The organism is Dermabacter jinjuensis (assembly GCF_902381725.1).
Taxonomy (GTDB): domain Bacteria; phylum Actinomycetota; class Actinomycetes; order Actinomycetales; family Dermabacteraceae; genus Dermabacter; species Dermabacter hominis.
The window spans coordinates 1429210-1451885 of the sequence record NZ_LR698963.1 but is presented as its reverse complement, the minus strand read 5'-3'; the positions used below and the strand labels follow the sequence as shown (position 1 = coordinate 1451885).

General features: G+C 63.7%; 19 protein-coding genes. 7 read left to right on the top strand and 12 right to left on the bottom strand.

Annotation, left to right across the window (positions count from 1 at the left end; genetic code table 11):
- Positions 1–64 precede the first annotated feature (64 nt).
- From FXY94_RS06425 to FXY94_RS06395, 7 genes are all read right to left on the bottom strand, one after another.
- Positions 65–907 carry a hypothetical protein gene (locus FXY94_RS06425; RefSeq protein ID WP_147594899.1) on the bottom strand — a complete coding sequence of 281 codons (843 nt, stop codon included), beginning with the start codon at positions 905–907 and terminating at the stop codon, positions 65–67.
- Complete coding sequence (locus FXY94_RS06420; protein WP_051120641.1) at positions 888–1379, bottom strand: ATP-binding cassette domain-containing protein; 492 nt, start codon at positions 1377–1379, stop codon at positions 888–890. Before FXY94_RS06420 ends, FXY94_RS06425 begins: the two co-directional genes overlap by 20 nt.
- 20 nt (positions 1380–1399) lie before the next feature.
- Entirely contained in the window at positions 1400–1603 is a 204-nt protein-coding gene (locus tag FXY94_RS11120) for an ATP-binding cassette domain-containing protein (protein WP_016664213.1), read from the bottom strand.
- Positions 1600–1980 carry a GntR family transcriptional regulator gene (locus tag FXY94_RS06410; RefSeq protein WP_016664212.1) on the bottom strand — a complete coding sequence of 127 codons (381 nt, stop codon included), beginning with the start codon at positions 1978–1980 and terminating at the stop codon, positions 1600–1602. The genes FXY94_RS11120 and FXY94_RS06410 overlap by 4 nt, the downstream gene beginning before the upstream one ends.
- A gap of 131 nt (positions 1981–2111) precedes the next feature.
- Positions 2112–3794: an energy-dependent translational throttle protein EttA gene (ettA, locus tag FXY94_RS06405; protein ID WP_016664211.1), complete on the bottom strand. Its 1683-nt coding sequence runs from the start codon at positions 3792–3794 to the stop codon at positions 2112–2114.
- Between the two features lie 101 nt (positions 3795–3895).
- The gene (locus FXY94_RS06400) at positions 3896–4609 is read right to left on the bottom strand and encodes an HAD family hydrolase (RefSeq protein ID WP_016664210.1); all 714 of its coding nucleotides are present in this window, start codon (positions 4607–4609) and stop codon (positions 3896–3898) included.
- A gap of 47 nt (positions 4610–4656) precedes the next feature.
- Positions 4657–5760 (bottom strand): YlbL family protein, encoded by a 1104-nt coding sequence (locus FXY94_RS06395; protein ID WP_172620174.1) that lies wholly within the window; start codon positions 5758–5760, stop codon positions 4657–4659.
- A gap of 142 nt (positions 5761–5902) precedes the next feature.
- On the opposite strand from FXY94_RS06395, the gene FXY94_RS06390 reads away from it, so the two are divergent.
- The gene (locus FXY94_RS06390; protein WP_016664208.1) at positions 5903–7450 is read left to right on the top strand and encodes a zinc-dependent metalloprotease; all 1548 of its coding nucleotides are present in this window, start codon (positions 5903–5905) and stop codon (positions 7448–7450) included.
- On the top strand, positions 7447–7983 hold the full coding sequence (locus FXY94_RS06385) for an NUDIX hydrolase (protein ID WP_016664207.1): 537 nt from the start codon (positions 7447–7449) through the stop codon (positions 7981–7983). Before FXY94_RS06390 ends, FXY94_RS06385 begins: the two co-directional genes overlap by 4 nt.
- An 89-nt stretch (positions 7984–8072) precedes the next feature.
- Here the strand turns inward: FXY94_RS06385 and FXY94_RS06380 are convergent, their stop codons facing one another.
- Complete coding sequence (locus FXY94_RS06380) at positions 8073–8630, bottom strand: M48 family metallopeptidase (protein WP_232049690.1); 558 nt, start codon at positions 8628–8630, stop codon at positions 8073–8075.
- Between the two features lie 578 nt (positions 8631–9208).
- On the opposite strand from FXY94_RS06380, the gene FXY94_RS06375 reads away from it, so the two are divergent.
- Positions 9209–9370, top strand: coding sequence for a DUF5679 domain-containing protein (locus FXY94_RS06375; protein WP_016664205.1), 162 nt, complete (start codon positions 9209–9211; stop codon positions 9368–9370).
- A gap of 83 nt (positions 9371–9453) precedes the next feature.
- Here FXY94_RS06375 and FXY94_RS06370 read toward each other — a convergent pair whose 3' ends face one another.
- Both FXY94_RS06370 and nudC read right to left on the bottom strand, forming a co-directional pair.
- Positions 9454–11550, bottom strand: a complete 2097-nt coding sequence (locus FXY94_RS06370; RefSeq protein WP_016664204.1) for an ATP-dependent DNA helicase UvrD2 — start codon at positions 11548–11550, stop codon at positions 9454–9456.
- Positions 11547–12431 (bottom strand): NAD(+) diphosphatase, encoded by an 885-nt coding sequence (nudC, locus tag FXY94_RS06365; protein WP_016664203.1) that lies wholly within the window; start codon positions 12429–12431, stop codon positions 11547–11549. The genes FXY94_RS06370 and nudC overlap by 4 nt, the downstream gene beginning before the upstream one ends.
- 120 nt (positions 12432–12551) lie before the next feature.
- On the opposite strand from nudC, the gene FXY94_RS06360 reads away from it, so the two are divergent.
- Positions 12552–13463, top strand: a complete 912-nt coding sequence (locus FXY94_RS06360) for a phosphotransferase (RefSeq protein ID WP_051120639.1) — start codon at positions 12552–12554, stop codon at positions 13461–13463.
- A gap of 23 nt (positions 13464–13486) precedes the next feature.
- Here the strand turns inward: FXY94_RS06360 and FXY94_RS06355 are convergent, their stop codons facing one another.
- Both FXY94_RS06355 and FXY94_RS06350 read right to left on the bottom strand, forming a co-directional pair.
- The gene (locus FXY94_RS06355; protein ID WP_016664201.1) at positions 13487–16783 is read right to left on the bottom strand and encodes an ATP-dependent DNA helicase; all 3297 of its coding nucleotides are present in this window, start codon (positions 16781–16783) and stop codon (positions 13487–13489) included.
- Positions 16780–19986 (bottom strand): UrvD/REP family ATP-dependent DNA helicase, encoded by a 3207-nt coding sequence (locus FXY94_RS06350; RefSeq protein WP_016664200.1) that lies wholly within the window; start codon positions 19984–19986, stop codon positions 16780–16782. The genes FXY94_RS06355 and FXY94_RS06350 overlap by 4 nt, the downstream gene beginning before the upstream one ends.
- A gap of 140 nt (positions 19987–20126) precedes the next feature.
- On the opposite strand from FXY94_RS06350, the gene FXY94_RS06345 reads away from it, so the two are divergent.
- The 3 genes from FXY94_RS06345 (at position 20127) to FXY94_RS06335 (ending at position 22662) form a co-directional block, all read left to right on the top strand.
- A complete protein-coding gene (locus tag FXY94_RS06345; RefSeq protein WP_016664199.1) occupies positions 20127–20738 on the top strand; it encodes a TetR/AcrR family transcriptional regulator in 612 nt (203 codons plus the stop codon).
- 195 nt (positions 20739–20933) lie between these two features.
- Positions 20934–21155: a DUF3107 domain-containing protein gene (locus FXY94_RS06340; protein ID WP_016664198.1), complete on the top strand. Its 222-nt coding sequence runs from the start codon at positions 20934–20936 to the stop codon at positions 21153–21155.
- A 19-nt stretch (positions 21156–21174) separates the two neighbouring features.
- Positions 21175–22662: a DEAD/DEAH box helicase gene (locus FXY94_RS06335; RefSeq protein ID WP_016664197.1), complete on the top strand. Its 1488-nt coding sequence runs from the start codon at positions 21175–21177 to the stop codon at positions 22660–22662.
- Positions 22663–22676: the final 14 nt, after the last annotated feature.

Below are 22676 nucleotides of genomic sequence, written 5' to 3'. Positions count from 1 at the left end.
TTCCGCATGAAAAGTTCTTGCGGAGTTTGCTTGAGGTTAGCGGCGGGCTCGACCACGGCGATCATTACTGGATATCGCGGATTTTCGAGCAGTCCCACGCGCACCAGAAGAGAAGCGCGAGCGTGACGAGGCTCTGGAGAACAGGAAGTGCGATTGGGAGCAGTGGAACCTCCGCATCTGTCTTCACAGCGTTGATGATGGAGCCGAGGATGCTCACCGTCTCAATAGACCACGAGTCGACGTTAAACGACAGGGGAATGAGGATGGACACCACACCCACGAGTTGCGATACCACGGCCCACATGAACACCGCGACAATCACAGGCCCCGCGACTCCAAGCCTGCCCAAGAACCCCTTACTTCCCACAAGCACGGCGAAATACACGTAGGCGAGGAACGACACGACCCCAAGCACTATCCACATGAGCCCGCACGTCAACACCACCGGGTGCTCGCGGAATAGTTGCCCGACTCCGGTCATGAGATCACCGAGGGCGAGGTCTCCTTTGGGTGCAAGACACGCGAACGAAAGAATCACCATCACGAGCGTCCCCACGACCGATACGAATAAAGCAAGCACGCCGCTCACGAGCTTCCCTGCCAAAAGGGCGAGCCCACCGACGGGCCACGTGCGAGTGACCGGGGCTTCACGCCCCACCATGCTCACGTAGAAATACCCCGCAAGCACTAGGCCGGTCGCAGCGACCAACAGGCCCGCAGCCATCCATACCCCCACAAAAGCAACCGGCTTGAGAGGCGCCACGAGGGCCCCTAGGCCGGAGAACGCGAGTGCCACCGCAATGCCTGCGAGCGTGGCCATACCTGTCATCGGTAACACGCGGCTCATATCGAGCCGCACAATGGTCCCGAAGCCAGGCAACCTCATGCTATCTGCGTGTGCGTTCATATCCATACACCTTCCTCAGTCGTTCGACGAGCCCGTCGCCCGTCTGTTCACGCAGTTCATCGGGACAGACATCGTCGACGATCTGACCGCGGCGCATGAGAAGCGCCCGATCCACGATCAACTCGAGATCCTGCACCATGTGCGAAGTAATAAGGAGAGAACAGTCGTCGCCGAGAGCCGCGATCACCTCGCGCAACGTTTGCTCGCGCGAAAGCGGATCAACGCCAGAGATCGGCTCATCGAGAAGAAATAGCCGCGCGTCGCGTGCCATGGCGAGCGCGATATGCGCCTTTTCCTGCTGCCCTTTACTAAGTTCATGCAGACGCCGCGTTGGCTCTATACCGAAGTTTTTGAGGATCGCGCGCGCCTTAGCCTCGTCGAAGTCCGCGAACACCTGCCCAAACACGCGCATGCAGGACTCGACAGTAAAGCGCGCTGGAAGCGCCGAACGATCCGGCAGGTAGCTCACCATCGATTTCGATCGTGGCCCGACTAATTCGCGCACACCCGCACTTCACCAGAATCCAGTCGAACGAGGCCCGCGACTGCCTTGAGGAAGGTCGATTTTCCACAGCCGTTCTCGCCGATCAGCCCGACGATGCTCCCAGGCTCGACATCGAGATCGACGCTGTCGAGGGCAATCGTTGCCCCGTAGGCCTTTGAAGCCTTGTCTACTCGCAAAAGTTGCGAAGTCATGGTTTTTCACCCTTTCGAGAGTGATTTAAGAGACGCTCACGGAAGAGCGTTTCAATATCCTGGGGCGAGAGTCCTAGCCCCGTGAGCTGCTCGAGTGCACGATCCGCAATCGCTTCACTCTCGCTAGTTTTGAGGTCATCCGTAGCGTCATCAGTGACGAGCACTATGCGCCCCGATGTTCGCTCGCTCTTGGTATGGCCCCGCCGGTCCATCTCGGCGAGGGCTTTCTGTACGGTGTTGGGGTTGACGCGATAGTCGAGGGCAAGGTCGCGAGTCGAAGGGACCTTTTGGCCCGCAATCCATTCGCCCGCCGCAATTTTTCGCGTGAACTCCTCGACCAGCTGGACCCACACCGGTCTCGAAGCATCGAAGTCCATCCACACCACCTTGTCTTACTGTATTACGTACTTAATACAGTAGCACAGATGTTAAGGCAAAGAAAACCCGGGACCTCGAAAGTCCCGGGTTTTTCGGTCGACTCCTTCGCTCAAAGGAGCGAGCGACGTTATTAGTCCCTCGTGAGGCGGCGATGCGTCACGCGATGCGGACGCGCGGCATCCTCTCCAAGACGCGCAACCTTGTTCTTCTCGTACGACTCGAAGTTGCCTTCAAACCAGTACCAATTCGAGGGGTTCTCCTCGGTGCCCTCGTAGGCAAGGATGTGGGTCGCAACGCGGTCAAGGAACCAGCGGTCGTGCGAAACGACCACGGCGCAGCCGGGGAAGTTCAAGAGCGCGTTTTCGAGTGAACTGAGGGTCTGCACGTCGAGATCGTTGGTCGGCTCGTCGAGGAGCAGCAGGTTGCCGCCCTGCTTAAGCGTGAGCGCGAGATTCAAGCGGTTGCGCTCACCGCCCGAGAGCACGCCGGCCTTCTTCTGCTGGTCCGGGCCCTTGAAGCCGAACTGCGACACGTAGGCACGCGAGGGAATCTCAACCTTGCCGACCTCGATGAAGTCGAGGCCGTCACTCACGACCTCCCACAGGTTCTTCTCGGGGTCGATGTTCTCGCGGTTCTGGTCGACGTAGCTGATTTTCACGGTCTCGCCGACCTTGAGCTCGCCACCGTCGAGAGGTTCGAGCCCCACGAGGGTCTTGAAGAGGGTGGTCTTACCCACGCCATTCGGACCGATCACGCCGACGATGCCGTTCGGTGGGAGCGAGAAACTCAGGCCGTCGATGAGAACGCGATCGCCGAAGCCCTTCTTAAGATTCTTCGCATCGATCACGACGTTGCCGAGGCGCGGGCCCGGCGGAATCGTGATTTCTTCGAAGTCGAGCTTGCGCATCGACTCGGCTTCCTTCGCCATCTCCTCGTAGCGAGCGAGGCGTGCCTTGGACTTTGCCTGGCGGCCCTTCGCGCTCGAGCGAACCCATTCGAGTTCTTCCTTGAGGCGCTTTTGGAGCTTTTGGTCCTTCTTGCCCTGAACCTCGAGGCGCTCTTGCTTCTTTTCGAGGTAGGTCGAGTAGTTGCCCTCGTACGGGTAGAGGTGGCCACGGTCGACCTCGGCGATCCACTCGGCGACGTGATCGAGGAAGTAGCGATCGTGGGTAATCGCGATAACGGCGCCCTCGTAGCTCTGCAGGTGCTTCTCGAGCCACAGAACTGACTCGGCATCGAGGTGGTTCGTGGGCTCATCGAGGAGGAGCAGATCGGGCTTTTGGAGGAGAAGCTTGCACAGCGCGACGCGACGGCGCTCACCACCGGACAGGTGCGTCACCGGCTCGTCACCCGGAGGGCAGCGAAGCGCGTCCATCGCCTGCTCGAGCTGCGAGTCGAGATCCCAGCCGTTCGCGGCGTCGATCTCCGTTTGAAGAGTGCCCATCTCGGCCATGAGCGCATCGAAATCCGCATCCGGCTCACCCATGAGCTCGCCGATTTCGTTGAAACGCTGGACCTTCGCGTAAAGCTCGCCCATGCCTTCCTGGACGTTCTCGAGGACGGTCTTCTCCTCGTTGAGCGGCGGCTCCTGAAGGAGAATGCCCACGCTGTAGCCGGGGCTGAGGCGCGCTTCGCCATTGCTCGGCTCGTCGAGCCCCGCCATGATCTTGAGGATGGTCGACTTACCCGCGCCGTTCGGGCCAACCATGCCGATCTTGGCGCCCGGGAAGAAGCTCATGGTGACGTCGTCAAGGATGACCTTGTCGCCCACTTGCTTGCGCGCCTTGTACATGGTGTAGATGAACTCTGCCAATGTCTCTCCATTTGACTCGTGGGTTGGTTCCCCCGCCATGCCGCCGGCTCGAGCCGCAGCGGCGGGCACAATGGTTTCAGTCTAACGGTGGCGCCTGCGTTTCAGCCGAGCGGAACCCCACGTTCGGTAAGGATTTCACGCGCGATTTCCCAGCCGGGTCGGTCGGGTTCGGCGGCGGTGTCCGACGCCACCGTGCGGTCATTGCGCGGCCAATAGTGGGCATCGATGCCGAGCTTGCGGGCGGCATCGACGTTTGACTGCAGGTCGTCGAAGAAGATCACGTTGCGAGGTTTGGCAACGCCGCCCGTTTCGTGCGCAATCGCGTCGAGGAGGATTTCGAAGATCTCGAGATCGGGCTTTTGGACCTTCTCTTCGGCGCTAATGATCGCGAATTCAAAGGGCTCGAACCATTCTTGCTGACGCACGTACTCGCCGAAGGGTGCGTTCGTGTTCGAGAGCAGTGCAATTCGCACCGAGTTGCGCGCGAGATCGTGAATAAGTTCGCGACTCCCCTTGGCGATCTGACCCCAGTACCGGTTATCGAGGTCGATGAGGGCTTCGATCTCCTCGGCGGTCGGCTCACCGATCGCCCCGGCCTCGCACACGGCCCGCCAATACTCGACGACCGAGATCTCCCCGCCGTCGAGCTTCACGCGCTCGCGCCAGTACACCTCACGAACCGATTCGTACTCGCCACCGACTTCGGCGTGAACGACCGGAACGGGATTGTGGTGGGCGGCGAGCACACCTCCGAAGTCGAACACCACCGTGAACTGAGTGACCGAATCCTGTGACCTGCGCCTTGCGCTTGCCATAACCTCTCCTTCGTGTCGTGTGCGTGTACCGACGCTGTTCTCGCTGCCTAACCGCACGTAGGCAGGCCCCTGATCGAACCCGTAGAAGCGATCTGTTCAACCGAGTTGATGGCATCCGAAAGCGTGTCGATCTTGACCACCTGAAGGCCCTTGGGGATGTGCCCGGTGACATCATCGCAATTGTCCGAAGGGGCGAGGAAATACTCGGCGCCGTCGGACCGCGCCCCGATCATTTTCTGGCGAATCCCGCCGATCGGGCCCACCGTGCCCTGCTCATCGATTGTGCCCGTGCCCGCGATCTTCTTGCCTCCCGTGAGATCGCCGGGCGTCATCTCGTCGTAGATCGCGAGGGCGAAGATCATGCCCGCACTCGGCCCGCCGATCCCGTCAAGCGCGAAGTTCACCTTCACTGGGAACTCGAAGCCGCGCGAGAGCACGATGCCGACAAGCGCCCGCTCCCCCTCGTAGCGCGGCATGAGCGCGAAGGACTTTTCTTCGCCTTTGCGTCGCACGGTCACGTTTACCTTCTGCCCTCGCGGCGTGCGGCCAATGGCCTCTCCAGCCGAAGCGACATCGGTGACCTGCTGGCCGTTGACCGTGAGCACGACGTCGCCGGGCTCGAGGCGATTAGCCGCCCCTCCATCGCTTCGCACGCCTGCGACGATGGTCGTCGTTGAGTACGAAATGCCCTGCTTCGCGAGCGCAGCGGCGATCGCTTCCTGCTGCGAGCCGTTCATCTCAACCGTGTTCATAAGGCTGTTGTCTTCGGCATCCGTATCGTCCGGGTAGAGAGCCTCAACTGGCATGATCGAGCGGTCCCGATCGAACCACGCGGACATGACACCGGCGAGCGGGATGTCATAGCCGGGAGACCCCTGGACCGACACGGTCGTCATGCGCAGTTCGCCTTCACTTGCGGCCCCATCGCGATTCTCGACGCTCACGATGTCCTTGCCCTCGTATTCGCCGAGCACGTTGAGTGAGGGGCCGGGCGATTCGACGACGTAGGGAGCGGGCAGCACGGCGGCAACCACGGTCATCACGACGAGCACGAGCGCCGAGAGGTTCACCGTCCATAGGCGGCGCCTGTACAGGCGCGCATTCGTGACACTCTCGGGAACGATCATGAGCTTCGATAGGGCATTTTTCACGCGGTCATTGTCCCAAAGATTCCGCGAAAGCGCCTGCATGCCCCTTCGCGGGAAGCGAAAACTGTACCCCTCGTTCCCCGCGGTCGATACGCTTGGGTAATCCGTGGTCGGCGGCCCGCCGCCTCAATCGACAGGAGCGCGCATGAGCGACGAGTCCAACGAAGAAAACCTCCGCAAGTTCCTCGAGGAGATTTTCCAGGGGCAGATTCCCCCGGGCGCACTCGAGGGTCTCGATCTTTCCGAGCTCGCGAAGAGCGCCGGCCTGCCCAGTGACCCGGCAATGCTGCGCATGGCAGCGATTCAGATGCAGTCACTTTTTGCCGCGGGCGGCGACGGCCCCGTCAATTGGAAACTCGGCCATGATCTCGCGCGCCAGGTCGCGGCCGGAAACGTCACTCTCCTGCCCACGGGCGCACTCCCGCAGATCGGCGGCACGTCAATCGGCACGGCCGGCGATCCAAACGTGGGCGACACCGAAGAACGCGCCCTGCGCGAAGCAGGCAACATCGCAGCACTGTGGCTTGCGGAGAAAACAGATTTCGCAGTCGTGAGCGACGCGGTCGAGTGCTGGAGCCGCGGTACATGGGTGAACCGCACGCTGCCGCGCTGGCAGAAAATCGTCGAGCCGGTCGCGCAATACATGGCCGAGGCGATCGGCGATGCTTTTGCGAAGCAGCTCGGCGAGCTGGGCGGTCTCGAGCAGCTTGGCAGCACCGGCCCCCTCGGCGCCATGGGCGGGGCCCTCGGCGACCCGAGCGCCATGATGAAGAAAATGGGCGGCACGATGTTCGGCCTCCAGTTTGGCCACGCGATCGGCTCAATTGCGCGCGAGGCGATCGGCGTGACCGACCTTTCGCTTCCGCTTTGGACCTTCTATGCCCCCGTGATCGTGCCCGCAAACCTCACCGATGTCCTCGAGGGCACAGAGCTTGACCTCGACGCGGCGCGCATCTTCTTTACCGCGCGCGAAATCGCCCACCAGACCCTCTTCAAGAGCGCGCCGTGGCTTCCGGAGCATCTGTTCACCGCGATCGAGGGATACGCGCGAGGCATCACCCTCGACATGGGGGCTCTCGAGGAGAAGATCCGCGACCTCGACGTCAACAATCCCGCGGCGATCAGTGCAACCAACCCCGAGGACATCTTCACGTTCACGCGCTCGGCTGAGCAGGAGCGCGCCCTGACCGAACTCACCACGACCCTCGCGCTTATCGAGTCGTGGGTCGATCTCGTCGTGACCGAAACCCTCCGCGACAAACTCCCCCGCCTCGACGCGATGCGCGAACTCGTCCAGCGCCGCCGCGCAACCGGCGGGAGCGCGCTCGACACCCTCACAAATCTCGTGGGCATCGAACTGCACCCGCGCTCGGTCAAGGAAGCGTACGCATGGTGGGAGTCAGTGCTCGCGACCGAAGGGATGCAGGGCCGCGAAAAGGTCTGGGCCCACCCGGATCTCCTCCCCAGCCCCGAGGTTCTCAGCGGGCGCCCGCAAGCGCCACAGGCACCCGTGCCCACGGAGGATTCCGACGGTGACGGGCTTCCCGACCTTCCCGAGTTCGGTTCGATGAACTCCGCCTCTCCCGATTTCGACGAGGAACTTCGCAAGCTGCTGGACGGCGAGTTCGACGGCCGCGGAGAGGAACCTGAGGATCCCCGAGGCGACGACGAAAACCCGAGCGACGAGCAGTGAGTCTGCCCGGCCGATTCCTCGCAGAACTCGAGACATGCACCCCTTCGCGTGAGAGGGAGCAGTTTCTCGCGCTTGCGGCCTCGAGCGAGAATGCACACCTCAAGTCGAGTGGGCCCGTGCATTTCACGGCTAGCGGAATCGTCATCGATGCCTCCGGCCGGTTCGTTGCGCTGCATCACCACCGCAAGGTCGGGGCATGGCTCCAATTCGGCGGGCATATCGACGCGGGCGAGGAGAGCTTCGAGGGGGCCGCGAGGCGCGAGGTTTTCGAGGAGTCGGGGCTTGAAGACCTCGAGATCGTGGGCAACGCTCCTTTTAAGCTCCATGCGCACACCCTCAATAAGAACTTCACCGTGTGCAGCGAGCACTGGGATGTGCAGTACCTCATGCGCGCGGCAGTGACTCCCACGGGGCCCACGGATGCCCTGAGACTGAGCGAGGAAAGCAACGACGTGCGCTGGTGGAGGCTCGATGCGCTCCCGGCAGGCGTCGTACCTGACCTCGTTCCTACACTCGAACGGCTCCGCACCTGATCCCACAGCGTCCTCCTGCCGCGTTTCCGCTCAACTGTTTGAGGTGCGCACACGCGACCGGGCGAGGCCGGATCAGCGGACTGGGGGCATCAATCTTCATCCCGAGCTGAGCGCTGGGCAAATACGTACCCCTCGAGGAACCCATTCGCGCGCTCATGCTCGGGGTAAGAAGCCTCGAGGGTGCGGAAGGCCCGCGAGTGATTCGGTTCGAGAAGGTGGGCGAGCTCGTGCACAAGGACCGACTCGATCACGTATGTCGGCATGCCCTGCAGGACGTGTGAAAGACGTATTGAGCCATCCGCGCTCGTGCATGATCCCCAGCGCTTGCCTTGGTTTGTTACCCATCGCACGCTCGAAGGCTCTGGCACGCTCGGCAGGTACTTTTCCCTCAACGCACGGGCGAGCGCCATGAGGTCCTCGTCACTCGCAACTGCCGGCTCAGCGCGGTTGCCGTACTTCGCATACATGTCGCGCGCCCACTTGCGCGTCTCACGTGCCGAAAGTCTCGCGGGCACAAGCAACTCAAACACTCCGCCCCTGCGACGTGCGGTGATGGTTTTGCGACGGCGAGCTGAGCGAACCACGTCGATGGGCTCGCCGATGCCGTCGAGGTGGAGTTGTTCGCGTTCGGGTCGTCGGTGGGGCACGCAGCGAGTGTAGTGCGCGCGAGCTTGACAAGCACCCCGGTGTTGTGGATAAGCGAGGAAGTGCGGGGACTCCCGTCCCCTTTGTGACGAATTTTGCGGACTGCAACACATGTTGCAAGAAATTAATATTCACCACCGAGAAGCAGCATTCGCGCAGGTCAACATCACCGTTAGACCCCTATACCCGATTATCCACACACACTTTCCACACAGGTTCAAGGGGTGTCCACAACAACACCAAAGTTATCCACATTCACTCCCCGTCGTCGCTTTGACCCAGCCCGCCCCTGGCACTACATTCGATGAAGAAGCGATCCTCCGGGAAAACAAACGCTCGTGGGCGGGGAAGGCCTATGTGCGTTAAGCGCCCCCGGAGGATCGCCCCTTTTTTTATAGACAGCCGACACCTAAGTCTCCGGAACACCTCCTCAACCAGCCGTACTTGCGAACCATTCCCAAAAAGGGCTCTGACGTGCGGTTTCTTTGTCTCATACGCGGAGTGTTGAGTTCTCAAGGGCCCGAAATTGCCTATACAGTGGCGAGGAACAATGAGTTCATCACAATCCCTAGGAGCAACCATGGCTGACGAAACCTACACGGGCGAGTTCTACTGCGTGAAGTGCCGCGCGAAGCACGAAGCAACCGGCACCATCCAGGTCAACGACAAGGGCCGCCGCGCGGCAAAGGCTGAGTGCCCCGAGTGCGGCACGAAGCTCAACCGCTTCCTCCCCAGCAAGTGAGGCACGCGAGCGCACATTCGCTCGCCGTCCCCGCGAACAAAAAGAACCGGCGCCACGGTGGCGCCGGTTCTTTTTACGTGCGTTCAGCGAGCCTCGCTGATAATCGCGAGAACCTCCTCACCGAACTGGGTGAGCTTCGTCTGCCCCACGCCGGGCACCTGGTGAAGCTCCTCGAGGCTTCCGGGCGCTCGATCCGCGATCGCGAGCAGAGTCGAATCGGTAAACACCGCGAAAGCAGGACGCTTGAGCTCGCTCGCGCGCTCGCGACGCCACGCACGTAGTCTCCCGAAGAGCTCCGCGCTCTCCTCTCCCCCGCACTCCGCGTGGCGCCCGACTTTCTGTTCACCAGGCGTTGTGAGAGCCTCGCCGCACCCCTTGCACGTCGTGAACACACGTGCACCGCGCCGACCCGTCGTCCGCTTCATCGCCACGCGTTCAGCAGCGCCTTCGTCGCGGTGATCGAAAGCCCCCGCGATAAACCGAGAGGCCTTCCTCGATGCCTTCGCGCCCTCGGCCCGTGCCGCGGCCCAGGTGACGGTAAGGACGTCGCGCGCACGCGTCAGGGCGACGTAGAACAACCGGCGTTCTTCTTCGATTTCCTTGTCGGTCTTCGCGTATGAGATGGGGAACGTCCCCTCACTCGCTCCCACGACAAACACCACTGGCCACTCAAGGCCTTTTGCCGCGTGCACCGTTGCAATCGTGACGGCCTCGCTCACGGGGGCGCTTTGCGCCTCGCGGCGCTCCTCGAGCTCAGCCACGACGTCTTTCAGGCTCGCTCCCGCACGCTCGGCAATCGAGTCAGCCACCTGCACGAGTGCATTGAGAGAAGCCCACCGCTCGAAGATCGCCCCGCGGGATTCGGGAGCCTTCGGCGACCAGCCGCGCGAGGACAGGACATCGCGAACGACACGGCCCACATCCGGGTCGTTGCCTCCGCCCGTGCCTAGCGCCGCCCGCAGAGCACTCATCGCCTCGTGCACCTCGCGGCGCTCGAAGAACTTCTGGCCGCCGCGCACCTGGTACGCGACCCCCTCGCGGTCGAGAGCATCCTCGAACCGCTCGCTGTGAGCATTGACGCGCAAGAGAATGGCGATCTCGCTCGCATTCCTGCCCTTCGCGAGAAGCTCGGCAATCGAGCGCGCAACCTCACGCGCCTCAACTGTTTCATCGGGGTAGCCAACGACGAGGGGCCGGGTGGCGTCGGACCGCTGCGCCCGAAGCTCCACGTGCGAGTCCCTGCCCTCTTGTGCCCGCGCGAGCACAGCGTTCGCGACCTGGACGATTTGCGGACTCGAGCGGTAATTGCGCTCGAGCCGGATCACGTTCGCGCGGGGGAATTCCTTCCTGAATTCGAGCAGATAGCTCGAATCCGCTCCCGCGTACGAGTAGATGGTCTGTGCGGCATCACCCACGACGCACACGTCGCTCGCGTTGCCAAGCCACGCACGCAAAAGCCGGAACTGCAGGGGGGAGATGTCCTGATACTCGTCGACCGTGAAGTGACGGTACTGGGAGCGCACGGCGTGCGCCATCTGCGGATGCTCTTGAATCATCGTGGCCGTCAGCAAAAGAACATCGGCAAAGTCAATGAGGTGAAGCTCGGTTTTCAGGTCCTCGTACTGGGTCATAATCCGCGCGAGAGTGCGCGGCTCGAAACCTGCAACTCCCGCCCGAGAAAGACGCGCCGCCGCGAGCGGGTACTCCTCGGGAACGATCATCGAGGATTTCGCCCACTCGACCTCGGCGGAGATGTCGCGAAGGGCCGCCGGATCCACACGCATGTGCAGACGGCTCATGGCCTGCCCTACGAGCGGCAGGGTTCGGTCCACGAGGTCCGGGGCCGGGCCTCCGACGGTTGACGGCCAAAAGTAGGTGAGCTGCCTGAGCGCCGCGGAGTGGAACGTTCTGGCCTGGACGGCCGGCACACCCAGGTCACGCAGACGGGAACGCATCTCGGCAGCCGCCTTGGTGGTGTACGTCAGTGCGAGAACGTGGTTGGGCGCGTAGCCCCCACTGGCAATCGCGTAGGCGATGCGGTGGGTGATCGCCCGTGTTTTGCCCGTGCCGGCGCCCGCGAGAACACACAGTGGCGCGCCAACGGACTGGGCGACCTGGCGTTGCTCGGGGTCGAGACCCTCGAGGATGTGCTCGGCACCTCTCATCTCCGCAGTGCTCACGCGAGCTCCCCCTTCCTCCATGCGTCGATCATCGAGTGTGCGATTGACGTGGGCGATGGCAGGCGTAACTCCCCGCGCTCGAGGGCTCCCGTGAGTTCATCTCGCGTGAACCATGTGGCGCTCGCGAGCTCCTCGCGCTGGAGGGTGATGCTCGTACCGCTGCCTTTCGCAAGGCGCGAGGTGAACGCCACCATGATCGAGCGTGGGAACGGCCACGGTTGGGAGCCGAAATAGTTGATGTCACCGATGATGAGCCCCGTTTCTTCATGAACCTCGCGTTTGAGGGCATCCTCGAGGTCTTCTCCGGGTTCGACAAAGCCCGCGAGCGCCGAGACCATGCCGCCCGTGAAGCTGCGATTGTTGGCGAGCAGCACGCGATCATCGTGGTCGCGAACGAGAGTGATCACGGCGGGGTCGGTGCGGGGGAAGGAATCATGGCCGTTATCGCATGACTGCGACCATCCTCCGCGGGTCATTTTTACGGGGCTGCCGCAGCGCGCGCACGCGCGCGAGTCTCGATGCCACGTGAGCATTCCCACGGCGCTGAGTGCGAGGCTTCTCTCACGCGGGGAAAGCATGGGCGCGACCTCGCGGATGCTTCGCATGTGCACGTCGCTCGGGGGCGTCATGCCCGCGCCGTCAAGGCTTCTTTCGTGGCAGGCCCAGGCCTCGCCATCCTGCCACGGGCCGAGAAACACAGCGCCCGGAGCCTCGGGCATCCACAGGCGAACGTCGCCGTCCGAACACTCCTGCACCGCCACCGTGTCGCCGTGAACGACAACCGCGCGCCGCTCGAGTGTCGCGTGGGAGGGAGCGGGAATTCCTCGCGCATCATCTGGTGCCACGAAGTGGGACGTGAGGTACGTGTGAGGAAAATTCATGGGCGCTCGCATGTGTCCCACAGTATCCAACCCGCAGACAATGGATACGGTTAGGGGGTGAGACGAAATTCCTATGCACTGGCTGCCCTTGCCACGGCCGGGATTCCAGGTGTGATCCCCGTGGCCACTTCCGCGACCACCCCAGAGGGTGAGGAGATCGAGTCTGCACTCGTGCGTGACACGCAGGAACGACTGTGGGTCGTGAGCGCCCCCTCGACCCCCACTGCGGGCGCGCGTCTCGCGAAAGAAATTGGTGTACTCGAAGCGCTCTCGCGTACCGAGCTCGCTCCTTACCTGCAGGCGCCTCAGGGGTTTGCGTCGATACCCGAGGGCGGTCGCGCAGCCATCGCCCTCGCGCTCGAGGGGGTCCCGCTGCACCTCGATGAAGTCAGTCACGACCACGTGCTCGCCGCGAACGTCGGCCGCGCTATCGCGACGATCCACAACACTCCGAAAGCCGCGTGCCAGGCCTCTGGAGTCGAGGAATTCACCGCGGAGGAGATCCGCTCGAACTACCGCGCGAGCGTCGAGCGTGCCCGCGACCGTCACCCGATCCCCTCGGCCGTGGCACAGCGATGGACCCACTTGCTTGCCGATGATTCACTGTGGCAGTTCACGCCGCGTTTCACCCACGGCACTTTGAACGAAGACACGACCCTCACCACAGGCACCGAAATCTCTGGCTTTACCGGCTGGGAAAACGCGCAGGTTGCTGATCCGGCTCGTGATCTCACATGGATGCTCCACGGCCTCGACCCGGAAGCGTTCGACGCCTTCTTCACGGCGTATTGCGCGAACCTCGATGTGCGCCCGGATGCACGCCTCCAGGAGCGCACTCAGCTCGTCGGCGAGTTCGCCGTTCTCGAGTGGCTACTGTCGGGAAGCGACACCGACGATCAGTCAATCGTTGCCGATGCCCTCGAAATGCTGCGCGAGGTTGATGATGACCTCGCCGAACTTGCCCGCCGGGAAGCAGAGCACGAGTTCGATGAACTTGCCTCTCACGACCCCGAGATCACGCCCGAGCGCTAGCGCCTTTCAGCCCATACGCATAACTACGCGAGCGCGGCGAGCATCCGGCTCAGTTGCGCCTCGCTCGGGTGTCGCGTGATGTCGATCGTGCGTTCGGCTTGGACGTAGTGGAACTTGGTCTCAATCTGGTTGAGCGGCAGGCCGGTCTTCTGGTGCCACGCGAGGCGGTATACGGAGAGTTGAAGCGATTTGCGCGCGAGCTCCTCGCCTGAGGGGACGCGGCCCGTTTTCCAGTCCACGATCCATACCCCCTCACCAGACGGGTTCGGGTACACGGCATCGATCACGCCGGAGAGAAACGCCTTCTCAAGCGCGAGCGAAACCGGAACTTCGAGCGCGAGGGGAGTCATCGTGGCGAACACTGAGCGATCGAACTTGTCCTTTAGCTCCTGGAGGCTTTCGCGGACGTCATCGTCATCCTGATCGAGGGAGAGTTCCTCCACATCGAGCAGGGCGCCGTGAGCGTGGGTTTCCTCGACCCACGAGTGAAACCGTGTTCCGAGCCGCGCACTCGCGGAGGGTTTTCGCGGCATCGGTCGCACGAGTTCTCTCACGCGCTCATCGGCGTTTGCGCCCGAGAGCGCCACGAGATCCGAGGGGCTTAAGCGCGACGGGAGGCGCACGCGCCGTGCTTCACGCTCGGCACGCTGACTCGCGATGACGTGTCGGGTGGCTTCGGTGAAGCGCGCCAGGTCGGGGTGGGGCTGGGGCGTGGCGAGAGCATCCACATCACTCTCGCGCGCGAGCGCGACGGCTGCTGCCGCCGCCTTAACAGCTGCTTCTCGCGGGTGAGCTTTCGCGGGCCATGCGGCGAGGCGTGGAGAGGATTCGAGCGGGTTTTTCTCGCCGACTTCGCCTTCCATGTCAACGACCGCGACGCCCTCGAGCGCGCGAATCTCATCGGCGAAACGAGAGGCGCGGCGCGGCTTTGAGACTCCCTCGCCCCACGCCGAATACGTGAGCAGAGCGCTCTTTCTCGCACGTGTGAGCGCAACATACATGAGGCGGCGCTCCTCTCGCAGACTCTCTTTCCCACTGTCGAGACGAAACTCTTCGAAGAGTTCGTCGAGTTCAACCTGGGTTTCTGCCTCTGCCCAGCGAAGCTCCGCGAGAATCTCGCTATCGCCGCGAAGTTCGACGGGGATCGTGGCGAGAGAAAGTTCGTTGATCCACCCAAGCTCCCTCGGCGCGGGATACTCACGCGCGCCCTCCGGTTTTGCTGCACTCTGGCTCGTGTAGGAGGGGAAGGCCCCCTCGGTGAGGGAGGCAATCGCCACGTGATCCCATTCGAGTCCTTTCGCGGCATGAATGGTCGAGATCACGACTGCGCTCGAGTCACGGGGCCGGGTGGGCGCGGCTTCAAGACCACGCTCCTCGGCCTCGGACACGTCGAGATGCGCGAGAAACGCCGAGAGGCTCGGGGCTGTGGCTGTGCGGGCGTAACTTGCCGCCTGCGCACGAAGCCGCTCGATGTTCGCGAGCGCGTGTGACACGTCCCTATCCGGATCTGATTCGAGCGCGATATCGATGCCGAGGGCCCTCACGGCGACCGTCACAAGGTCTGGAATATCGAGCCCCTGGGCGCCGCGCACCTCCCTCACGATTTGCGCGAGCCTGGCGAGTCGTTCGCGGGCAGGCACGCTGAGGCGCTGGCCCGCAGGGCTCACGAAATCAACCGGGGGCGGCGAGGTAACGGCATCGACGAGCGTGAAGGCCGCAGCCGGATCAATGCGAGCTGCCCGCGCTCCGTCACTGCGTTCGAGCACACGGCGCCATTCACCGAGCACGGCGATGTCCGCCGGCGCGAAGCGGAAGCGCGGCCCTTCGAGCAGTTCAACGAGTGCATCGGAGCGCGAGGCATCGTTCACGACTTCGAGCAGCGCGCGCACATCGCTCACCTCGCGCTGAGCGAGGAGTGAATCGCCGCCCGCGACGCTCACGCTGAGCCCTGCGTTTTCAAGCGCGGATTGCAGAACCGGGATCCGCGAGCGCGAACGCACGAGGACCGCCGCGCTCGCTGGCGCCTCGTCGAGCGCTTCGCTCTCGGCTTCATGGGCGGCACGGATTTCGCTAATCCACTCGGCGATAGCGCGGGCCTCGTCGAACTCTGTCGCGTGGGCGGCGACGGTGATCGAGCCCGGGCCTGCGCCGGGTCGCGGGGCAAGCGTCGGAACCTTCACCCCGGCCGTGCTGCCCGCGAGCGGGGCGCTGATCGCGTTTGCCCCCTTGAGCAGGGCCGCGTCGTTGCGCCACGAGGTGCTGAGCGTGTATTGGCGCACTGGTGTGTCCTCGCTCCCCCACCTCTCCACGAACGCGGACAGTGACGCAGCCGAGGCACCGCGCCACCCGTAGATCGCCTGGTTCGGATCCCCCACGGCACACGTCGCGTGCCCGGTGCCGAAAAGTGACGCGAGCAGGTCGAGCTGTGCGACCGAGGTGTCCTGGAATTCGTCGAGAAGAACCACGCGGTGCTGGGTGCGTGCGTCCTCTCGCACCTCGCTGCTCGCCTCCGCAATAACGGCGGCGAAGCTCACCTGATCGGAAAAGTCGATCGCACCTCGCTCGCGCTTCTCGCGAGCAAATGCTTCGAGGAGCGGCACGAGGGCTCGTCGCTGCTCGAGAACGCGCCACAGCCTCTTGACGCTCGCTGGAGAGGTGCGTTTCTTCCCTCCATCGCTTTGAAGCGGGAGGTTCATCGTCTCGACTTCGATCTGTCGAAGATACTCATCGAGGTCCCGCGCAGTGCGGAGGTGATCGCTGAGCGCCCCCGAAAGTGAGAGCACCGCCGAGGCCACGGACCCGCTCGAATGATCGAAGGGAAGTTCCCCCTGCCATGATTCGACGAGGTCGTAGGCGATCTGCCACGCCGCTGCGGGCGGGAGCACCGTGAAGTCTGGGTCAATGCCGATCCGCAGCGCGTGCTCGTGCACAAGATCGAGCGCAAAACCGTTGTAGGTCGCCACGCGCGGCGACTGGCCGCCGAGGTGAACGGTGCTCGCCGCAAGCGTCGAGGGCAGCTCGATTCCCGCCGAACGCATGGCGGACGCAAGGCTCGAGAGTCGCCGATCGATGCGCTCGGCGAGCTCGTGCGCCGCTTTCTTCGTGAACGTCAGTCCAAGCACGTGGCGCGGTTCGACAAGGCCGTTTGCAATAAGCCATACGACTCTCGCCGACATCGTTTCGGTTTTGCCGCTTCCCGCGCCGGCAACGACGAGCGCGGGGGCGAGAGGAGATTCGATGACGGCTACCTGTTCGGGCGTCGGCTCGGGCTGGCCGAGAAGGCGCGCCACCTCGCGCGCGCCTAGGCGCACATTCGTCACATCTCCTCCTGAAACAACGGGCATGAACGCTTGGCGGGGCACACCTTGCAGTGGGGGTTGCGAACGAGGTTCACGCGCGCCGAGCGCAGTCGCGCGTCGATCTCCCGAACGAGGTTCTCGAACCAGTCGGGATCATCTCCCTCCCCGAGCGGCGCCTGATGCCGCAGGGCACTCGACTTCGCGTCAGTGCCAACGTAGACGAGGCTCGCCCCGACAACGGGCTCGTCACTTTCCATGTGCGCCAGCGCGTATTGGTAGGCGGCCAGCTGAGGGTCGCGTTCTGCCTGGGCTTTCGACTGTGCAGACTTACCCGTCTTGTAATCCACGACCCTGAGTCCGCCCGCTTCACGCTCAACCCTGTCGATGGAGCCGCGAATATCGACCGCTTCACCAAGCGGAACGGAAAAACGCTTCTCGACCGCTGCGACGTCCGGATGCGCGCTCTGGTAGGCCCCGAGCTTTTCGAGCATCTGCACGATTCGAGCGCGTTCGGCGCGCGTGCGCCAGTTCTGTTCGACCTCCTCGCCCTCGGGTGCGCGCTTCGCAAATTCAGCAACGAGCTCGGCCGCACCCGCCCTGGGGTGGGCCTCCGCGAGAGCGTGGATGAGAGTGCCCACCTCCTGGGCGGTTCCACTGCTTGTGCGGGCGCCCGCGCTTTCGAGGAGAAACGCACGCGGGCATTGCGCGGCTGTCGCGAGACTCGACGGGGAAAGCGCGAGGGTGCTACCCGAGGGGAACGGGGAGTCGGTGCGGGTGAGCGGCTGGTGATACCAGTTCTCAGGGCCTGCACTTTCGATCCCCTCCCGCTGAAGGGCCGCGAGAAGGCCCGCGAGGTGGCTAGGGTCCGCACTCTCGGATGCGAGGGCCCGCGCGAGCGCGGAAACAAGTTGGCGAGATTCGGGAAAGGGCCCGGGATTTGCGCTGCGGAGGGCCGACGCTACCCAGCCACACGGCACTACCTCGCACTTCACGGCGCTTTCGAGCACGCGAAACAAGCCCGAAGGCGCCGATTCATCGTTCTCAACGGCGGTCACGAGAACGCGGCTCCGTGCACGTGAAAGTGCCGCGATCGCGAGGCGAATCTCGTCGTGGAGGTTCGCGTTTCGCCTCATCGCCCGAAGTTCCGCTCGATTGGGTATGGGCCCGGGCCGGTCGATAAAGAGTGCCAGATCGGCGGCGCCGAGCACCCCCGAGCGGAGGCGGAGATTCGGCCAGGCCCCCTCGTTGAGGCCCGCGAGAATCACGGTATCGAAGCTCTCTCCCGCGACGGCTGCGGGCGTGAGTACGCGCACGATACCGCTCACCCGCCCGCGTGCGCTGAGGGAGTCCTCCGGCACGGCCTGGGCCTCGATGTGCGACATGAACACCGCGATGTCGTCGCCTCCGCGTCGCTCTTCGTAGCGGTCGGCCGCAGTAAAAAGCGCGCCGAGCGCATCGAGGCGAGCGTTGGCGAGCTGTGCGCGCGAGCGCGCCTGCACGCTCGCAGTCATGGCAATCGCCTCGTTCTGCCACCGCGCGGCAAGGTGCGAAGCCTCCCACGCCGCCCACAAAAGCGGAAGAATCCCCGAATCGCGCGCGGAAACGATCGCGTCGCGCATTCGGCGAAGTCGCCGAAGCGGAGCCGTCACCGCACGAAGGTAGCGTTCTCGACCGCTTTCTGACTCAGCAGCGGCACCTGCTGGCGCCGGTAGCGCAACTCCCGCATCGTTGAGGATCGAGAGGATCGCGGCGTCGCCGCGCGTGTGTGCACTGTGCGAGAGGGCCCAGCGCCGCAGCTCGCGCACCATGCCGTCGTCGATTCCGCCCCACGGCCCGCGGAGAATCTCGACGAGGCGCTCATCGCGTAACTGCTCGATTCCGAGTGCCCACGCAAGGATCGTGAAAAGGTCACGGATCACAGGCTCCTCGCGAAGCGCGGTAGCGCGAAGCGTCGCTTCGGCGTCAATCCCGACTCGTGACAGCCGCTCCGCGAGGGCCCGCGCGGCCGACGCCGAACGGCATACGACGGCGATATCGTCACGGGACACGCCGTGAACGGCCGCGAGGAGCCGAATCGCTGTCGCGATATCACGGGCTTCTGCCTCGTCACTCGAGGCGGTCGCGAGCGCGAAAGAATCAGCCACGCCTTCCTCATGGGTGAGCTTCCTCAGCGCAGTCGGAGCGCCCTCGAGCGGGAGGTGTGAGGCGAGTGTGGCAACGAGTCGCGAAAGGGCCGGTTCCTGGGCGTAGCTCTGCTCGAGCGTGACTACGGCACACGAACGCGAGTCAGAGGCGAGCGCACTTGCCATCCGCGATGCCGCATCGGCCATGCCACCACGAAAGCCCTCAACAGTCGCATCCGGGTTCGAGGTCACGAGGAAACGTCCGGAGCGGGCCGCGAGCGCCGAGACGATACGCACTCCGCTCGCGGTGAAGTCCTGGGCGTCGTCGATAGCGAGAAACTCCAGCGCCTCGGCGTTCTCGATCACCGCGCACGCGCGATCGACCAGAACCCCCAAATCAAGGCGCGCGCCCGCTTCGATCGCCATACTCCCCTCGAGCGCAAGCGAATCAAGGTAGGCCTCGAATACCGGCGCGGCTGCCGTCCACTCAGTGCGCCCGCACTGCTCGCCGAGCTCGGCGAGCTGTCGGGGCCCGAGGCCCCGCTCGGTGCAGCGATTCAGAAGGTCACGAAGTTCCGCGCGAAAACCCGCAAGTGGGATCGCTGCCGGATCAATCGACTCGGGCCACTGCGCGGGGACCTGCGCGAGAAGCTCCTCGAGGAGCACATCTTGATCAGCACCCGTCACGAGACTCGGTTGCGCACGTGAATTGCGCGCCGCCTCCTCACTCACGAGCGCGAAGGCATACGCGAGAGGGGTCATGACCGTCGGTAGCTCTAAATGAATCTGCGCACCCGCAGCGCGCTCTGCCATCGCTCGCCTCGAGAGTTCCTCGCGAAGAAACGCTGCACGCTCCCTCGTGGGGGCGAGAAGAACGACGGCGCGAGGATCAACACCTCCGCGCATCGACTCCCACGCGGTGTGGACACACAGGGAGGATTTCCCACTTCGCGGGGAGCCGTAGGCGAGCGTCGGAACCCCCTGCGCCACCGACTCGAGCGCACGCTTTTGCGCTGGCCCCGCTATCACCAGCGCAAAATCCGCGAGCATTGCGCCAGAATCGCGCGCGGCAAGCCGCAACTCCGCAGGATTTTCCTGCATGCCGCTTCCCTCCAATGCTTTAGGCCGAACCACGTCACTCATCGAAATATCACCCCACCATGGAGGTGAGACAATTAAACTACCCAGACAATGTTTTTCCGCGTTGATCGCCAGCGCCACCCGAAACACCAGGAGACACCATGCGCCGCCGCCTCCCTCGCGCAGAACGCCGTGCCCAGCTGCTCAGTGTTGCCACGTCAAAATTCGGTGAGCGCGGCTACCATCCCACGTCGATGGACGACATCGCCGAGGCCGCCGGTGTCACAAAGCCCGTGCTGTACCAACATTTCAGCTCCAAAGAAGACCTCTACATCTCCGTGATCCAGCAGGTTGGCGAGGTGCTTCGGGAGCGCATCGACGGCTTCGCCTTCGAAGGCGCCACGACCTACGACCGCGTCCGTGAGGGCATCGACGTGTTTTTTGGAGTGTTCGATGAGAACTCGAACATGCTGAAGCTCTTCTTCGGCAGCGAGTACGTGACCGAGAGCGTACAGGAGGAGGTTACCCATGCGACGTCGCGCGCAGCCGAATCCGTTGGGACACTCCTCGCCCGCGCGCGAGACCTCTCCCCCGAGGAAGCCATTGTCGTTGGTCGCACCGTCGTCACGTCCGTGCAAGCGATCGCGCGCGAAACGGATGGTGCCACCGAGGAACGCCGAGAGGCCATGCTCTCCTCACTTGCGCTGCTGCTCACAGGCGGGATTCGCGCGTTCGACCCTCGCGACGAAAAACTCACGCAAAACCCCGAGTAGGGCCCTGAGCGAACGCTGCACGGTTTCAGCTCTTCGCTCGATACACTTGCATGAGCGTGTGCTGAGCGGCCAGGCCGCTAAGCCTCGCTCACCTTTGCCGCGCCCCCGAATCTCGAAGCATTCTCAGCGAGACTCGTGCGGAGTGTGCGGCTCGCAAACCGTGCGCCCAGTGCGCACATGAGAAAAGGACACCCCATGGAAATTCGCATTGGCGTCACGCATTCGTCGCGGGAACTGTCGCTCGAAACCGACATGAGTGCAGCGGACCTCACCGCGCTCGTGGAAACGGCCATCAATGAGAGCTCGCTCCTCACGGTCACAGACACCAAGGGCCGCACGGTTCTCGTGCCCGGGGCGCGCATCAACTACGTCGAGTACTCGACCGAAGAGCCGCGCCGCGTTGGTTTCCTGGGCTAACGGAAAGTAGACCCCGAACGTGACTGACAACCAGACCTTTGCCGATTTCGGCGTGAGCGAAGAGATCGTCTCCTCGCTCGCCGATAAAGGCATCACCACTCCCTTCCCGATCCAGGCCATGACCCTCCCGATCGCGCTCAAGGGCCGGGACATCATTGGCCAGGCGAAGACCGGCACTGGAAAGACCCTCGGCTTCGGAATCCCCGCACTCGAAACCGTCGACCCTAACGTCACCGAAACCGATTCGGCATTCGGTAAACCGCAGGCCCTCATCGTGGTCCCGACCCGGGAGCTTGCCGTCCAGGTCAGCACCGATATTCAGGCCGCCGGCAAGCGCGGCGGCGTTCGGGTCCTCACCCTCTACGGTGGCCGCTCCTACGAACCTCAGATTGAGGCACTCAACAAGGGCGTCGACATCGTCGTGGGCACACCTGGCCGGCTCATTGACCTCATGCGCCAGAAGTATCTCGACCTTTCCCACGTGAAGGTCGCTGTTCTCGACGAAGCCGATGAGATGCTCGACCTCGGCTTTCTCGAGGACGTCGAGAAAATCCTCAAGGCCGTGCCCGCGAAGCGCCAGACCATGCTTTTCTCGGCCACGATGCCCGCGCAGATCATGGCGCTTGCGCGCCGCTTCATGACCCAGCCGACCCACATCCGTGCCCACGATCCCGGGGATACCGCCCGCACCAAGGCGGACATCACCCAGGTTGTCTACCGTGCGCACCAGCTCGACAAGATCGAGGTTCTCGCGCGGATCCTCCAGGCTGAGGGCCGTGGCCTCACAATCGTCTTTACACGCACAAAGCGCGAGGCTGACCGCACCGCCCACGACCTCGAGGCACGCGGCTTCGCGGCCGCCCCTCTCCACGGGGATCTCGGCCAGGGTGCGCGCGAACAGGCGCTTCGCGCGTTCCGGACCGGCAAAGTCGATGTCCTTATCGCGACTGACGTCGCCGCACGCGGCATCGACGTTGATGACGTCACCCACGTCATCAACTACACCGCACCGGAAGACGACAAAACCTTCCTGCACCGCACGGGTCGCACGGGCCGCGCGGGTAGGCGCGGAACCGCCGTAACGTTCGTGGACTGGGAGGATCTCGCGCGCTGGGCGCTCATTGCCCGCCAGCTCGGCCTCGAGTCGACGGAAGCGCGCGAAACCTACTCCACCTCTCCGCACCTGTTTAGCGACCTCAACATTCCCGAGGGAGCTAAGGGGACCCTCCCGAAGGACAAGCGCACGCGCGCGGGCCTCGACGCCGAAGAGATCGAAGATCTCGGCGGTCCCGATTCGCGCAAGCGTCGCGGCACGAACGGCCGCGGCAAAGGTCGCGGTGAGAGCCGTGGCCGCGGCAATAGCCACCGCCGCGGTGGTTCTCCTCGAGGCGGCGAGTCCGTTGATTCCGGGACGAAGGCCGAAGGCGACAAGGCGCCGCGTAAACGCCGCCGCCGCTCGCGCACGCGTCGTGTCAACGGCAAGGTCGTCGAGCGTAGGAACGACTAACCGCCCTCGGCACT